Origin of the sequence: Dyadobacter sp. 3J3 (assembly GCF_009801115.1) — a bacterium.
Lineage (GTDB): Bacteria > Bacteroidota > Bacteroidia > Cytophagales > Spirosomataceae > Dyadobacter.
Map to the genome: position 1 here is coordinate 202587 of NZ_VTOL01000003.1, position 15325 is coordinate 217911.

Here is a 15325-nt window from a genome sequence, read left to right on the forward strand (position 1 = left end):
TTAAACGAACAATATCATGAAACTAAACTGGGGCGCAGGCATTGCAATACTCTATGGAGGATTTGTAGTCATGATACTTTTGTTGGTAGGCATGAGCGCCAGCCAGAAAATTGATCTTGTAACAGATCATTACTATGAAGAAGAACTCCAATTTCAGGATAAAATAAACAAAGTAAATCTGACAAAAGCATTAAGCAATCCGCTAACCTGGCGAGTGGAAGAGCAGGGAATAATGATTCATTTTCCAGAGGAATTTGCAGAAGATACTTTAACAGGAAATGTGAAATTGTACTGTCCATCCGATAATACAAAGGATCGTACTTTTCCAGTAAAGGCTGAAAATAGTGATCAGTTAATAGCCGGATCCGATATCAAACCAGGCCGCTACTATTTGCAAATTGACTGGAAAAACGGAACAAAGGCTTACTGGAATGAAGGTGTGGTGGTTATCACAAAACCAGGATTGTAATGTATAACGCTCTGCCCTATCTCGCATTTTCTATGGGATTATTGAGCAGTTTTCATTGCATAGCCATGTGCGGCCCGATTGCTTTGGCACTGCCAGTTCAAAAAGGAAATAAATTTCAGCAATTTACCGGTTTGGCCGTTTACAACAGCGGACGGACTTTTACCTATGCAGCACTGGGAATTGCTTTGGGCTCTCTTGGATCCTCGTTCGCTTTCATAGGATATCTACGTTATCTTTCGATCTTTTCAGGAATACTGATGCTGCTTTATGTACTTTGGCCTGCACGCCTGGACACCTATTTTCATCCACCAAAAATCTGGCAGAGATTTATTCAGCATTTGAAAAAACAAATGGGAGAAATGCTGCGGAGCCGGAAAATGCAAAGCTGGTTTTTGTTAGGAATTTTAAATGGACTGCTTCCATGCGGCCTGGTTTATCTTGCGCTTATCAGCTCAATTGCTACCGGAAATGCTTTCAGCGGTGGTTTATATATGCTGATGTTTGGCGTTGGTACCTTGCCTGCGATGATGGCCGTTGGTTTCTTTAAGCAATGGTTTTCAATTTCACTTCGCTCACGTGTGCGAAAATTAACACCAGTTATGTTAGCGATTGCTGGTATTTTATTGGTTATGAGGGGAATATTAATACAATATCCAATTGATAATTCTGCCAATAGTAATTCCATTCCGATTTGTCACGGCAAATAATAATTTTGTTTTGCCAACTCACTTTCAAAATCCTTTCAAAAGTAAGTTTTCAAACTGATTTCTGTCATGTTTTTAGCCATGGTACCTGACTAGTTTTGATATATAGAAATTAATTCAAAACACGACTCCCATGGATAAGGATTTGCTTTTTAAATACAATACTCCCGGGCCAAGATATACAAGCTACCCAACTGTTCCCTACTGGCAAAAAACGCCTCCGACGGAACAAAACTGGGAAAAACTTGCCAAAGAAGCTTTCACAATTTCCAACGAGAAAGAAGGAATAAGCCTATACATACACTTGCCCTTTTGTGAGAGCCTATGTACTTACTGTGGCTGCAACACACGTATTACAATTAATCATAAAGTAGAAGAAACATACATCAACGCAGTTTTGAAAGAATGGGAATTGTATTTTTCCATTTTTGAAGAAACAAAACCAATTATAAGGGAGATTCATCTTGGCGGAGGAACCCCTACTTTTTTCAGTCCTGAAAACCTTACAAAATTGATTGAAGGTTTATTGAAAAATGCAGACGTTCATCCAAAAGCTCAATTCAGTTTTGAAGCGCATCCGGGAAATACAACAGACGAACATTTGCAGGCACTTTTCAATGTTGGATTCCGCAGAATAAGTATTGGCGTACAAGATTTTAATCCTTTAGTACTGGCTGTAATTAACCGTCAGCAAACCTATGAACAGGTTAGCCATTTGACAAAAAAAGCGAGAGAAATTGGGTACACTTCTGTGAATTATGACATTGTTTATGGTCTGCCGATGCAGAAAGTTTGTACAATGATGGAAACGATTATGCGCGTCGTTCAGCTTCGTCCCGACCGTATTGCCTTTTACAGTTATGCACACATTCCATGGATTAAACCCGGACAAAGAAAATATTCAGAAAGTGATTTACCGGATCCTGATAAAAAAATGGCGATTTATGAAACCGGTAGAAACGCCCTGGAACTTTCCGGTTATCATGATATTGGTATGGACCATTTCTCACTTGAAACCGATGAGCTTTACAAAGCGCAACAGGATGGCCGTTTGCATAGAAATTTCATGGGATATACCGACACGCATACGCAATTGCTCGTTGGCCTGGGCGTTTCTTCGATCAGCGATTGCTGGACAGGTTATGTTCAGAATGAAAAAAATGTCGAGGCGTATTATGAGAAAATCGATGCTGGTCATTTGCCTGTTATCAAAGGTCATGAGCTGACAAAAGAGGATCTTATTTTGAGAAAACATATTCTCCGGATTATGACACAATTCGAAACAACCTGGAAAAACGATGATGAAGTTTGTGACGATTTGTATAAAGCACTGGAACGTTTATCCGAATTGCAATTTGATGAGCTGGTTGAAATTGAGCCTTTCCGATTACGTGTAACCAATACCGGAAAAGCCTTTGTGCGAAATGTATGTATGGCTTTTGATGCAAAACTTTGGGAAGAAATACCGGCAACAACACTTTTCAGTCAAACCGTTTAAGTTGAAATTTGAGCCATTATTTCACTCATTCTATCATTCACTCATTCATTCATTATTTTCGGTTCGTTTGTTACCTTCAACTATGTCCTGTAACTTGGTATGTTTAGTAATAATTATTTAGAAAAACATAACGAAGCCATGACACGGCACATTGAAATGCTCGACGCACTTTTTAAACATGCCACCGAAGGGATCGTAGTTGTTAACAAAGAAGGAGTTATTGTGATGCTAAATCCCAAAGCACTCGAACTTTTTGGCTACGAAGACAAAGAACTTGTTGATCAAAAAATTGAAAGTCTCATTCCGAGAAGACTGACAAAAGCTCATGTTAATCATCGGGATAATTATCTGGAATCTCCACATGCGCGTGGAATGGGGAGCTCGCTTGACCTCTATGCAAGAAGAAAAGATGGAAGCGAATTTCCGGTGGAAGTAAGTTTAAGCCCTTTCAAAACAAGTGAGGGCCAGTTTGTTGTAAGTTTTGTCATTGATATTACTGAAAGAAAAAAGCAGGAAAATATTATCCAGGAAGCCAATCAGGAAATCCAGAAACTGAATGCTGAACTGGAAGAACGTGTAAATCAACGAACCGAAGAATTGGCAAAGGCAATTTATAAAGTTGAACAATCGCAGGAAGAAGTGATGCGTGCTTTGAAAAAAGAACGTGAGCTGAATAATATGAAAAGCCAGTTTGTGACCATTGCTTCGCATGAATTCCGTACGCCATTGGCCACCATTCTTTCCTCTGCCTCGCTTATTGGCAGGTACGCCAAGACGGAAGAAGAGGACAAAAGACAGAAACATGTACAGCGGATAAAGTCGGCCGTTACCAATTTGACAGAAATCCTGAATGATTTTATGTCAATCGGAAAACTTGAAGAAGGACGAATTCACAGCGTACCCGTTTATACGGAGTTGCCCGATTTTTGCCAGGGGCTTATTGAAGAAATCAAAGGGTTATGCAAAGAAGGCCAGACCATTTCATTTTCTCATTCCGGAAGTAAGTCAGTGTGGGTAGACAAACAGTTGCTTCGTAACGTAATCTTTAATCTGATCTCCAATGCCATTAAATATTCGGAACCGGGAAAACTGATCCAGTTTGATATCAAGGCTGACGGAAAAATCATTTTTATTGACATTATTGATCAGGGCATTGGAATACCTGAAAGTGATCAAATGCATATTTTCGATCGCTTTTTCAGGGCAAATAATGCGGGAAACGCGCAAGGAACAGGTTTGGGGCTAAACATTGTGCAAAATTATGTCAGCCTAATGGGAGGTGAAGTTTCATTTTCAAGTGAGGTTAACAAAGGAACTACTTTTAAAATCAAATTACCGGATCATTTACCCGCTAATTAACACATAAACGCCATAATGGAAAACAAGAGAATATTATTGATTGAAGATAATCCCGAAATGCGTGAAAATACGGCCGAAATCCTTGAACTGGCCAATTATCACGTTTTGACTGCGCATAACGGAAAAGAGGGCGTTCAGCTGGCTCATCATGAAAAACCGGATTTAATTATCTGCGATATCATGATGCCCGAACTGGACGGCTACGGAGTTCTGCTTTTGCTTAGCAAGGATGATCACACAGCCAATATTCCATTTGTTTTCCTGACTGCGAAAGCTGAAAAAAATGATTACCGCAAAGGGATGACGATGGGTGCGGATGATTATCTGACCAAGCCTTATGATGATGTTGAATTATTGAACGCAGTTGAAATAAGACTAAAAAAAAGCGAACGGTTAAAGGGACAGTTTACCCGCACGGCCGAAGGTCTTGATGAATTTATTCATGAGGCAAAATCTTTTGACCTGATTACGAAACTGGCGGATGATAAAAAGACGAAAACGCTGAAAAAGAAGGAAACTATTTACACAGAAGGCAGTTTTCCGTCCAATGTTTTCTTCCTTCAAAAAGGAAAAGTAAAAGCATATAAGTCGAACGATAACGGAAAAGAGTATATCACTGAATTGTATAAGGAAGGCGATTTCTTCGGTTATCTGGATTTACTTCAGGGCGAACCCTATCAGGAGACGACAATTTCCCTTGAAAAATCAGAAGTAGCCATGATACCAAAAGATGATTTTTTCAATCTTTTACAGGGAAACCGGGAAGTTGCTACCAAGTTTATCAAAATGCTTTCCAATGAAATAAAAGATCGTGAAGAAAGATTGCTTCAACTAGCTTATAATTCGGTGAGAAAACGTGTTGCCCAGGCTTTGGTAATGCTCGTGCAGCGATATCAGGAAGATCGTTCCAAACCTTTTTCAATGGCAATTACCCGCGAAGATATTGCATCGATGGTTGGCACGGCAACCGAAACTGTGATCAGGACATTGTCCGATTTTAAGGAAGAAAAACTGGTTGACATGAAGGGCAGCATGATAACGGTTCTGGAATACGAAAAACTGGCCCGCATGAGAAACTAGCTTTCCAACAATAAGGACATATTGATCACATTTTTCAGGTCAAACAGATTGGTAATTCTGAGTTTATCAAGAATTCTCGTTTTGCAAATAGAAACTGTGGGTAAATTGACACCCATGATTTTGGCGATATTTGCAACAGTACCGCCTTTTATCAAATGTGTGAATATTTCAAATTCCTGTTCATCCAGATTATCAAAACGATCGACTTTTTTACTATACAACGCCTGTTCTACGATAAACTCAACCATTTCCTGGCTGATGTACCACTTGCCGCTGTTAATTTTAGGGATTGCCTTTAAGATCTCGTTGACGTCCCCGTTTTTGAAAAAACAATATCCATTGACCCCACTTTTGAGATAGCGTTTGATAAAAACAGGTTCAACCACAGCAGAATATAGCAAGATGGGCAAATCAGGATTTAGCAGCTTTAATTTATTGATAAGACCAAGCATATTTGTTTTTGGCAGATCAAGATTAAGGATCATCATATCATAAGAATCGTTCACGACTTTTCTTAATGCTTCATTTCCTGTTTCAACTTCGTCCAATAAAACACTTTTGTAATCATTTTCCTGAAAAAGCAGACTTAAATCTGAATGCGTACCTGAATCCTGATTAACTAAAAGTACCTGATGCATAATCAATTTGAATAAAGAGATATGATAATAGCAATACCTGGGCTTTAGGTGAAAATTCCTTGCATGGAGCGCAAAGATAATTTACTAGTAGCTAGAAAAAAGTAGATATATTTCTCAATTTATGTAGCAAGGTAACTACAAATATATGCTACTAAACTTGCAAATATTTAAATATAAGCTTTCCAGCTTTCAGCGAAGCTCCCGCACCTCCTACCCGTTTATGAAGGGTAGCATAATTTTCCAGCTGAGCAGTTCTCTTTTCTCCGTTTTTAAGAATTGACCGTAATTCATCAGTCAACTGCTTTTCATTTAATTCGTCCTGAATAAGCTCCCGCACCACCTCTTTTTCCATGATCAGATTGACAAGAGAAATAAATGGTACACGGATTAATTTTTTTGCCACTGCGTAAGAAATGCCGCTGGTTTTGTAGCAGACTACTTCCGGAATATTTAATAACGCCGTTTCTAATGTTGCCGTACCAGAGGTTACAAGCGCAGCTTCGGATATTGACAACAAATCATAGGTTGATTCGTACACAACAGTAACATTGCCCAACGCTTCATATTTTTCATAAAGAGAAGCGGGAAGATTTTTTACACCGGCTACAATAAACTGATAATCCGGGAAATGCGGCTGAACTGTCAACATCAGATCCAGCATATTGATAATTTCCTGTCGCCGGCTACCCGGGAGCAATGCGATAACAGGCTGATTATTATCAAGTTTATTCTTTTTTAAAAAATCAGGATCTGGTTTAAAAGCTTCAATAGCATCCATTAGAGGATTGCCAACATAATCAACTTTGAAGTCAAATTTTTTGTAGAAATCAATTTCAAACGGAAAAATCACGAACATGTGATCAACATTGGCCTTTATCTTCCAGGCACGTTTCTGATTCCATGCCCAGACTTTTGGAGAGATATAATAGAATATCTTAAATCCGTTTTTCTTACCAAATGCAGCCATCCGTAAATTAAATCCCGGATAGTCTATCAGCACAATCACATCCGGCTGGTATGCAAGAATATCTTTCTTACATTTTTTCAGGAAACCGGTAATTTTCAAAATATTCTTTGCCACTTCCAGAAAACCCATGAAAGCAGTATCCTTATAGTGCGTCACAAGATCCATGCCCTCCGCCTCCATCATATCACCGCCCCAGCCGCGAAACTGCGCGTCCGGATCATTAGATTTTATGCCTTTCATCAGATTGGCACCATGTAAATCACCCGAACGTTCGCCGGCAACGAGATAGTATTTCATGCTTATTCGCCGTAGTATTCTACGAAATTTTTCGGTGTCTCTACTAGTTTGATATAATGCAATTGTGACGTTGGTGCCAACTCCTGAATAGCAGGTGCGAGGATCTTCCAGATTTCTGTCACAAAAATTTCGCAGGAAGCCATTTTGCCTTTCATAAAATCCACATCAAGATTCAGATTTTTATGATCGACTTTGTCAACCACCTTATCTTTTATCAAATCTCCTAATACTTTCAGATCAATCACAAATCCTGTGTCCGGATCCGGCTTGCCTTTTACGGTTACTATTAATTCAAAATTATGTCCATGCCAGTTATTATTGGCGCAAGGCCCAAACACCTCCTGATTTTTCTCTTCTGACCAAGCCGGGTTAAAAAGCCGGTGAGCGGCGTTAAAATGCTCTTTTCTCGTTACGTAAATCATAAATTTTCCCTTCCCTTTCTAATAATGTTACAAAATTACATCTTGTATCGGTAGTTTTGTAAAAATATTAGCAGTTAACTCAAAAAAATACAATTTAAAAAGAAAATTTCATGAGTAGATTGAACAAAAGAATTACTCTTATCTGGCATTCTTTTTACAGTTTAACCTCATTAAACAAATAATCTATTATGATTATAGTAACAGGTGCAGCCGGATTTATCGGGAGCGGTCTGATCAGCAGGCTTAACCAGGAAGGCTTTAGTAACATTATTGCTGTTGACGATTTCTCAAAAATTGAAAAGGCAGAGAATCTGGAAGGAAAGACAATTAAGGAGCGTGTTGAACGAAGTTCTTTATTTGAATGGCTGGATAAAAACAACAAAGATGTTGAGTTCATTTTCCACATCGGTGCCAGAACTGATACTACGGAGTTTGATGTAAATATCTTTAACGAGCTCAATCTTGACTATTCCAAACAAATCTGGGAAAAGTGCGTGGCGTATCAAATTCCACTGGTTTATGCTTCTTCGGCAGCAACTTACGGATTGGGAGAACTTGGCTATGACGACAATGAATCTTTGATCCCTCAGCTAAAACCGTTAAACCCTTACGGAGATTCGAAAAACGATTTTGATATCTGGGCATTGAAGCAGGAGAAAAAACCTTTCTTCTGGGTTGGACTGAAGTTTTTTAACGTATACGGACCAAACGAATATCATAAAGGACGCATGGCTTCGGTTATTTTCCATGCATTCAACCAGATCAAGGCGACTGATAAAATGAAACTTTTCCGTTCACACAATCCCGATTTTAAAGATGGTGAACAAATGCGCGACTTTATATATGTAAAGGATTTGATCGATGTTTGTGTATTTTTCATGCACCACCGTAAAGATTCCGGCATATACAATCTTGGCAGCGGAAAAGCGCGTACGTTCAAGGACCTGGTATCAAATACCTTCCTTGCTATGGACAAAACGCCGGATATTTCCTACGTGGATACACCGGCCGATATTCGTGATAAATATCAGTATTTTACGCAGGCAAATATGAGTAAATTGCACGCAATTGGCTATACAAAACCGTTTCATACATTAGAAGAAGGCGTCAGTGAATATGTGAAAGATTATCTTTCTTCTGGAAGTTATCTTTAATATTTTATCCGTCTAAATAATCGAATTCTGGATACAAGTTATGATCCCGGTCATAACTTTGTCCAGAATTTTACGTATTTTTGAGTCTATATATAAACTCAATGTCATTTCTGTGTGTTACCAGTATAACAACCATAGAGTGATATAATTAAGACTATGAGCAAAGAAGATGAATTGTTGGAGGAAATCACCAGTTCGGAATACAAATACGGATTTGTAACTGATATTGAAGCAGACGAAGCTCCTATGGGCTTGGATGAGAGCACTATACGGTTTATTTCCGCAAAAAAGAATGAACCTGAATGGATGCTGGAGTGGCGTTTGAAGGCTTTTACGATGTGGCTGAAAATGCCAGAACCGAAATGGCCGAATGTGCATTATCCTAAAATTGATTTTCAGGCAATCAAATATTATTCTGCACCGAAGAAGAAGAAAGTTGTTGAAAGCCTTGACGATATAGATCCTGAATTGCGTGATACTTTCCAGCGTTTGGGAATATCACTGACTGAGCAAAAAAGACTTTCAGGTGTGCCGATTGCTGTGGATGCGGTAATGGACTCGGAGTCCGTTTTTACAACGTTTAAAGATTCATTGAGAGAAAAAGGAATTATTTTTTGCTCGATCAGCGAGGCTATTCGTGAGCATCCGGATCTGGTAAAGAAATATCTTGGATCTGTTGTTCCGCCAAAAGACAATTATTACTCGGCACTTAATTCAGCCGTTTTCTCTGACGGATCATTCGTATATATTCCAAAAGGTGTGAAATGCCCGATGGAGCTTTCTACGTATTTCCGTATTAATGCAGCAGGAACAGGTCAGTTTGAGCGTACATTAATTATTGCGGATGCTGATAGCCATGTAAGTTATCTGGAAGGTTGTACTGCACCAATGCGTGATGAAAACCAGCTGCATGCAGCTGTTGTGGAAATTTTCGCGCATGAAAATGCAAACGTGAAATATTCTACGGTTCAAAACTGGTATCCTGGTGATAAAGAAGGAAAAGGCGGTATCTACAACTTCGTTACCAAACGTGGTTTGTGTGATGGTGCTTTCTCTAAAATCTCCTGGACTCAGGTTGAAACAGGTTCTGCAATAACATGGAAATATCCTTCTGTGATTTTAAAAGGAGATAATTCGATTGGTGAATTTTATTCTGTTGCCGTGACCAATAACATGCAGCAGGCTGATACAGGAACCAAAATGATCCATATCGGGAAAAATACGAAAAGCCGTATTGTTTCAAAAGGTATCTCCGCAGGAAAAAGCCATAACTCATACCGTGGTTTAGTTCAGGTATTTAAAAAGGCAGATAAAGCACGTAATTTCTCTCAATGCGACTCATTGCTGCTGGGAGATAAATGCGGCGCCCATACTTTCCCTTACATAGAAGTTAGCAATCCTTCGGCAACGGTGGAGCACGAAGCGACTACTTCAAAAATCGGAGAAGATATATTGTTTTATTGCAACCAACGCGGAATTCCTACGGAACAGGCAGTTGCTCTAATCGTAAATGGATATGCAAAAGAAGTTTTAAATCAGCTTCCAATGGAATTTGCAGTTGAAGCACAAAAGCTTCTGGAAATCAGTTTGGAAGGTAGTGTAGGATAAGCTGATTGCGTTTCATTTTTTCAAGTATTGCCAAAAAGCCTTTGAATCATCAAAGGCTTTTTGTATTTTATTGGTATTATCATATTTTCCGCGAAATACCAGTACCCAATGACCCATGTTCCACAGCTAATTGTAGACCTCTCGCTAATCCTGACAATGGCTGGTATTATTACCATCATTTTCAAAAAATTGAAGCAACCCATTGTTCTGGGATATATTCTTGCCGGCCTTTTGGTTGGACCTAATTTTACGATTTTCCCTACCATTACTGATATTAAAACGATTGAAATTTGGGCAGAAATCGGAGTGATTTTTCTTCTTTTTAATCTGGGTTTAGAATTTAGTTTCAAAAAACTGGTTAAAGTCGGCAGCACTGCCGCGATAACCGGACTTTTTGAAGTAACCTTAATGCTCGTTACCGGATTTGTAACTGGACAATTGTTAGGATGGAGTAAAATTGACAGTTTATTTCTGGGAGGAATTATTGCCATATCTTCAACGACCATTATTTTTCGTGCCTTTGAAGAGCTCGGTTTAAAAACACAGCAATTTACCAGCGTTGTGTTTGGAATATTGGTGATTGAAGATTTGACAGCGGTTTTGTTAATGGTTCTTTTATCAACCCTTTCGATCAGCCAGCAATTTGCAGGAATGGAAATGCTGCAATCGATAGCAAAACTTTTCTTTTTCCTGATTTTATGGTTTCTAGGAGGAATATTTATTTTCCCTACGTTACTCCGGCGTTTCCGGAATTTAATGAATGATGAAAGTGTATTGATCACTTCCATTGCGCTTTGTTTCGGGATGGTTTTCCTGGTTACAAAAGCTGGATTTTCCGCCGCTTTGGGAGCGTTTATTATGGGTTCAATATTAGCAGAAACAACACATGCCGAGAAAATTGAACATTTGTTAAAACCTGTTAAAGATCTTTTCGGAGCAGTTTTCTTTATTTCGGTTGGTATGCTTATCAATCCGAAATTATTAGTAGAATATGCCGTTCCCACTGCGATCCTGGTTTTCGTTGTTATTTTAGGAAAGACAACCTACGTTACTATGGGTGCGGTTATTTCCGGTCAGCCTTTGAAAAAATCAATTCAGGCCGGGATGAGCTTATCTCAAATTGGTGAATTTTCTTTTATCATCGCCAACCTTGGATTGTCATTGAAAGTTACCAGCGAGTTTCTTTATCCCATAGCGGTTGGAGTTTCTGTGATCACCACTTTTACCACGCCTTACATGATGAAGGCATCCGAGCCTTTTTATGTATGGTTTGATAAACATTTACCGGAATCCTGGAGAAATCGTTTAAACCGGTATAGCACAAGTACGGCTACAATTGCCAAAACCACACATTGGAATTTAATTCTTCAATCCTACGCGCAAACTGTTATTCTGAATTCTGTTGTAATTATTGGTATAATAACTATTATGTCACGGCAGATTGCTCCACAGGTTTTTCAACGAGTTCCCAAAACCTATGTAACATTATCTACATTTTTCGGACTAACTTTTTTGTTTATTTCTCCTTTCATTTGGGCTTTAATATTTAAAAGATCCAACCGAAAAGCCTACTCTGCACTTTGGCTGAGTAGGAAATTTAGTCGCGGCCCATTATTGCTTCTGGAATTGTCCAGAGTTTTAATCGGTATTATTTTGATGGGTTTTCTCCTGAACTCGTTTTTTGAAACCCCGACTGCGCTCATGATTGCCAGTGGAATTATGGTGCTGGCCGTAGGAATATTTTACCAGCGACTTAAATTATTTTACAGTAAAATCGAAGACCGCTTCCTGCAAAATCTCAATGCACGACAACTGGAAGGAAGTGGAAAATCCAAAAAAATACTTTTGCCTTGGGATGCGCATTTTGCTTTTTTGGAAGTAAGTCCAGATTCTTCTTTGATAGGAAAAAGCTTGCAGCAATTGGGAATACGTGAAAGTTTTGGAATTAATGTTGTGCTTATTGAACGCGGTACCAAAACAATCCAACTCCCCCGCCCAACCGAAGTATTATATCCGTATGACCGTATTGAAGTAATTGGCACGGATGATCAGCTAGACAATTTTCGCGGCCATGTAGAAATCAGTAGAAACGGCGAAGCTTACCTGGCCCAGGAAGACAAAATCACGCTCCAGAGAATTGAAGTAAAAAGTGAATTTAATATCATAGGAAAATCGATTAGAAACAGTCAGATACGTGAATTAACACACGGCATGGTGGTTGGACTTGAAAGAAACGGTGAGCGGATTCTGAACCCGGATTCGTCCATGATCATTGAAAAAGAAGATGTTTTGTGGGTAGCGGGAGAAAGGGATTTGATCAAGGATTATATTCAGAGGAAGGATAGTATTTGGTAGGGATAGCAAGTAATTGAATTCAGTTACTCGTTATTTTCATAAATTTGGTCAGGCACTAAAATAGTAGTAACTTCAAATAATCTATTCAAATTGATCCGATTAGCAATGGAAACGGTACTTGTTCAAATAACAAACATCAAAGCTTATAAGCTTCTTGCAGATCTTGAAGATTTGCATATTATAAAACTTTTGAAAACCGACGGTCAACCAAAACAAAAACTTTCCGAAAAATACGCAGGCAAATTACCTTCGGATATTGCTAATGAATTCCAAAAGTATGTTACTCAAAGCAGAGAAGAATGGAAAAATCGCAATATCTGATTGATACTAATGCCGTTATAGATTTTTTGAATAATAAACTTCCAATATCTGGTTTTAATTTTCTTGGAGGAGTTATTGATTAAATTCCCAATTTGTCAATAATTAGTAAAATCTAAGTTTTAATACTTTAGAAGAGCATTACGACGTACTTACTAATTTTATAAATGATTCTTACGTTTATGATTTGAGTAATGAAATTGTAGATAAAACTATTGATTTACGAAAAAAAAGCAGGATAAAGCTTCCAGATGCAATTGTTGCAGCAACCGCGATAATTTATAATTATACTCTTATTACCAGAAACATTTCAGATTTTAAGAATATAAAAGGGTTGACACTAATCAATCTTTACGATTTGTAATCGTAAGATCAATCCTACTTCAACTCCGCCAAAAGTCCCTGCAAACCACCCGTATGAACCGCCACTATACAATCCCCGGTTTTGAAATATCCTTTTTCAATCAAGTCATATAATCCAAAAAGCATCTTACCGGTGTAAACTTGCTCCAACTGGATTCCATGTTTCTTTTTGAATTTCAAAATAAAATCCAGAAGCTGATCCGTATATTTTGCGTAACCTTTGAAATGATAATCAGTAAATAATTCCAATTGCCCTTCTTTATCGTTTTCACCAACCAAATTTAAAATATCACCTTCTAAAAAAGCTCCGCCTTTTAACGCAGAAAAAGCCAATACATGAGCGCCAGTTGATAGAATACCAGCAGCAGTTCCGCCTGTACCGACAGCCACAGCATAATAATCAGGTGATCTGCCAAGTTGCTCTTCCGTCTCTGTCACCAGCTCCTGCACACCTTGTAAAGCCCTTTCGGATGTTCCACCTTCCGGAATTATGAATGGATTTTCAAATTGTTCTCTGATTTTATCAATATAAAAATCAGAATTTCTAAGCTTATACTCCTCACGCGAAACATAGTGTAACTGCATGCCCTGCTCCTCACAGAATTTCAACGTTGATGATTTTCTTTCACCCGGATCTTCTCCTCTTACAATACCAATCGTGGCAAAACCTGAATATTTCCCGGCAGCCGCTGTTGCATATAAGTGATTAGAAAAAGCACCGCCAAAAGTTAGCAAAGTCTTTGCTCCTTCGGATCTTGCCTGTTCAAGATTATATTTCAGTTTCCGCCATTTATTTCCCGAAACTGTTGGATGAATTAAGTCGTCACGTTTGATATAAAGCCTGACACCAGCCTTTATGATAACGGAATCTGTTATTTCCTGAAGCGGTGTTGGTAAAGAAGGAACCAGTAAGTCCACGAATTTTGGTAATTTTGTTTTTAGATTAAAAATTCCTGATGCAAACTTTTATGATTACTGATTTGACACCAGCTAATTCCTCAGTTTACATTTTCATATTACACCAGAAAAAATGCTCGCAGACGAAATAGATAACGGTGCCGACGAAGACGATTTATTTGAACATTACCGTATTGTTGCCGATAAAGGGCAAACGGCTATGCGGCTTGACAAGTTTTTAAATGTTCATGTCGCCAATGCTTCCCGGACAAAAATACAAAATGGCATTGAAGCGGAAGCTATAAAAGTAAATGGTTTGTCTGTCAAATCAAGTTATAAAGTAAAGCCATTCGATGTCATTACGCTGCTTCTTCCAAATGAACCCCGTGACACTGAAATTATTCCCGAAAATATTCCACTGGATATTATTTATGAAGATGACGTTTTGCTTTTGGTTAATAAACCAACGGGTATGGTCGTTCATCCTGCTTTTGGAAACTGGACCGGGACTTTGATTAATGCTTTGGTATATCACTTTCAGAATCTTCCAACCGGCAGAAGCGGCGAAGGGCGACCAGGTTTGGTTCACCGGATTGATAAAGACACTTCCGGATTGTTAGTAATTGCGAAAACAGAATTTGCGATGACTTTTCTGGCAAAGCAATTTTCTGATCATACCATTGAAAGAACTTATAATGCCTTGGTGTGGGGTGAACCCAAAGATTATAAAGGAACAATAACGGGTCATATCGGGCGCAGCGTAAAGGACAGGCGCGTGATGGATATCTATGAAGACGGTTCTCAGGGCAAACATGCAGTAACACATTATGAGACTTTAAAACCAATGCGTTATGTTTCCCTGATCAAATGTAATCTGGAAACAGGAAGAACGCACCAGATTCGTGCGCATATGCAGCACATTGGCCACCCTATTTTCAACGATTCTGTTTATGGAGGTGATAAAGTTTTGCGTGGTGGAACAACGGGTAGTTTTAAGGTTTTTGTAGAAAATAATTTTAAATTAATGCCCGGACAAGCTCTTCACGCAAAATCTCTGGGTTTCATACATCCTACAACAAAAGAATGGATGCAATTTGATACAGAGCTTCCTGAAAATTTCCAGGCCATCGTTGATAAATGGGAGAATTTTGTCAAATATCAATAGTATAATTTAATCAAAAAGCACTTATTCAATC

General features: G+C 38.6%; 15 protein-coding genes. 11 read left to right on the forward strand and 4 right to left on the reverse strand.

Annotated elements, in window-relative coordinates:
• Positions 1-16: 16 nt before the first annotated feature.
• The 5 genes from FZF08_RS07825 to FZF08_RS07845 all read left to right on the forward strand — a co-directional run bounded on the left by FZF08_RS07825 (position 17) and on the right by FZF08_RS07845 (position 5110).
• Positions 17-469 carry a FixH family protein gene (locus FZF08_RS07825; protein ID WP_159468086.1) on the forward strand — a complete coding sequence of 151 codons (453 nt, stop codon included), beginning with the start codon at positions 17-19 and terminating at the stop codon, positions 467-469.
• Positions 469-1176, forward strand: a complete 708-nt coding sequence (locus tag FZF08_RS07830) for a sulfite exporter TauE/SafE family protein (RefSeq protein WP_229216453.1) — start codon at positions 469-471, stop codon at positions 1174-1176. The genes FZF08_RS07825 and FZF08_RS07830 overlap by 1 nt, the downstream gene beginning before the upstream one ends.
• A gap of 130 nt (positions 1177-1306) precedes the next feature.
• Complete coding sequence (gene hemN, locus FZF08_RS07835) at positions 1307-2671, forward strand: oxygen-independent coproporphyrinogen III oxidase (protein WP_159468087.1); 1365 nt, start codon at positions 1307-1309, stop codon at positions 2669-2671.
• 138 nt (positions 2672-2809) lie between these two features.
• On the forward strand, positions 2810-4030 hold the full coding sequence (locus FZF08_RS07840; RefSeq protein WP_229216454.1) for a PAS domain-containing sensor histidine kinase: 1221 nt from the start codon (positions 2810-2812) through the stop codon (positions 4028-4030).
• 15 nt (positions 4031-4045) lie between these two features.
• Entirely contained in the window at positions 4046-5110 is a 1065-nt protein-coding gene (locus FZF08_RS07845; RefSeq protein WP_159468089.1) for a response regulator, read from the forward strand.
• On the opposite strand, the gene FZF08_RS07850 is transcribed toward FZF08_RS07845, so the two are convergent.
• From FZF08_RS07850 to FZF08_RS07860, 3 genes are all read right to left on the reverse strand, one after another.
• Positions 5107-5748, reverse strand: a complete 642-nt coding sequence (locus tag FZF08_RS07850; RefSeq protein ID WP_159468090.1) for a response regulator transcription factor — start codon at positions 5746-5748, stop codon at positions 5107-5109. The genes FZF08_RS07845 and FZF08_RS07850 overlap by 4 nt on opposite strands.
• 151 nt (positions 5749-5899) lie before the next feature.
• Positions 5900-7012, reverse strand: coding sequence for a lipid-A-disaccharide synthase (lpxB, locus tag FZF08_RS07855; RefSeq protein WP_159468091.1), 1113 nt, complete (start codon positions 7010-7012; stop codon positions 5900-5902).
• Positions 7013-7014: 2 nt separating this feature from the next.
• A complete protein-coding gene (locus FZF08_RS07860; RefSeq protein ID WP_159468092.1) occupies positions 7015-7434 on the reverse strand; it encodes a 6-carboxytetrahydropterin synthase in 420 nt (139 codons plus the stop codon).
• 188 nt (positions 7435-7622) lie between these two features.
• Between FZF08_RS07860 and rfaD the strand changes: the two genes are divergently transcribed.
• The 5 genes from rfaD (at position 7623) to FZF08_RS32280 (ending at position 13233) form a co-directional block, all read left to right on the forward strand.
• The gene (rfaD, locus tag FZF08_RS07865) at positions 7623-8588 is read left to right on the forward strand and encodes an ADP-glyceromanno-heptose 6-epimerase (RefSeq protein WP_159468093.1); all 966 of its coding nucleotides are present in this window, start codon (positions 7623-7625) and stop codon (positions 8586-8588) included.
• Positions 8589-8744: 156 nt separating this feature from the next.
• Positions 8745-10196: a Fe-S cluster assembly protein SufB gene (gene sufB / locus FZF08_RS07870; RefSeq protein ID WP_159468094.1), complete on the forward strand. Its 1452-nt coding sequence runs from the start codon at positions 8745-8747 to the stop codon at positions 10194-10196.
• Positions 10197-10304: 108 nt separating this feature from the next.
• Entirely contained in the window at positions 10305-12551 is a 2247-nt protein-coding gene (locus FZF08_RS07875) for a cation:proton antiporter (protein WP_159468095.1), read from the forward strand.
• 105 nt (positions 12552-12656) lie between these two features.
• On the forward strand, positions 12657-12872 hold the full coding sequence (locus tag FZF08_RS07880; RefSeq protein WP_159468096.1) for a hypothetical protein: 216 nt from the start codon (positions 12657-12659) through the stop codon (positions 12870-12872).
• Positions 12873-13056: 184 nt separating this feature from the next.
• On the forward strand, positions 13057-13233 hold the full coding sequence (locus FZF08_RS32280) for a PIN domain-containing protein (RefSeq protein ID WP_200837049.1): 177 nt from the start codon (positions 13057-13059) through the stop codon (positions 13231-13233).
• A 14-nt stretch (positions 13234-13247) separates the two neighbouring features.
• On the opposite strand, the gene FZF08_RS07890 is transcribed toward FZF08_RS32280, so the two are convergent.
• Positions 13248-14150 carry a 1-aminocyclopropane-1-carboxylate deaminase/D-cysteine desulfhydrase gene (locus FZF08_RS07890; protein ID WP_159468097.1) on the reverse strand — a complete coding sequence of 301 codons (903 nt, stop codon included), beginning with the start codon at positions 14148-14150 and terminating at the stop codon, positions 13248-13250.
• A 112-nt stretch (positions 14151-14262) separates the two neighbouring features.
• Here FZF08_RS07890 and FZF08_RS07895 point away from each other — a divergent pair, with 112 nt between their 5' ends.
• Positions 14263-15294, forward strand: a complete 1032-nt coding sequence (locus FZF08_RS07895) for an RluA family pseudouridine synthase (protein ID WP_159468098.1) — start codon at positions 14263-14265, stop codon at positions 15292-15294.
• Positions 15295-15325 lie beyond the last annotated feature (31 nt).

Excerpts from the sequence above, each read along its gene's own strand:
- hemN (WP_159468087.1), top strand. The coding sequence starts at position 1,307 with ATGGATAAGGATTTGCTTTTTAAATACAATACTCCCGGGCCAAGATAT.
- FZF08_RS07830 (WP_229216453.1), top strand. The coding sequence starts at position 469 with ATGTATAACGCTCTGCCCTATCTCGCATTTTCTATGGGATTATTGAGC.
- sufB (WP_159468094.1), top strand. The coding sequence starts at position 8,745 with ATGAGCAAAGAAGATGAATTGTTGGAGGAAATCACCAGTTCGGAATAC.
- FZF08_RS07845 (WP_159468089.1), top strand. The coding sequence starts at position 4,046 with ATGGAAAACAAGAGAATATTATTGATTGAAGATAATCCCGAAATGCGT.
- FZF08_RS07850 (WP_159468090.1), bottom strand. The coding sequence starts at position 5,748 with ATGCATCAGGTACTTTTAGTTAATCAGGATTCAGGTACGCATTCAGAT.
- FZF08_RS07840 (WP_229216454.1), top strand. The coding sequence starts at position 2,810 with ATGACACGGCACATTGAAATGCTCGACGCACTTTTTAAACATGCCACC.
- FZF08_RS07895 (WP_159468098.1), top strand. The coding sequence starts at position 14,263 with ATGCTCGCAGACGAAATAGATAACGGTGCCGACGAAGACGATTTATTT.
- FZF08_RS07860 (WP_159468092.1), bottom strand. The coding sequence starts at position 7,434 with ATGATTTACGTAACGAGAAAAGAGCATTTTAACGCCGCTCACCGGCTT.
- FZF08_RS07875 (WP_159468095.1), top strand. The coding sequence starts at position 10,305 with ATGACCCATGTTCCACAGCTAATTGTAGACCTCTCGCTAATCCTGACA.
- FZF08_RS07880 (WP_159468096.1), top strand. The coding sequence starts at position 12,657 with ATGGAAACGGTACTTGTTCAAATAACAAACATCAAAGCTTATAAGCTT.
- rfaD (WP_159468093.1), top strand. The coding sequence starts at position 7,623 with ATGATTATAGTAACAGGTGCAGCCGGATTTATCGGGAGCGGTCTGATC.
- lpxB (WP_159468091.1), bottom strand. The coding sequence starts at position 7,012 with ATGAAATACTATCTCGTTGCCGGCGAACGTTCGGGTGATTTACATGGT.
- FZF08_RS07825 (WP_159468086.1), top strand. The coding sequence starts at position 17 with ATGAAACTAAACTGGGGCGCAGGCATTGCAATACTCTATGGAGGATTT.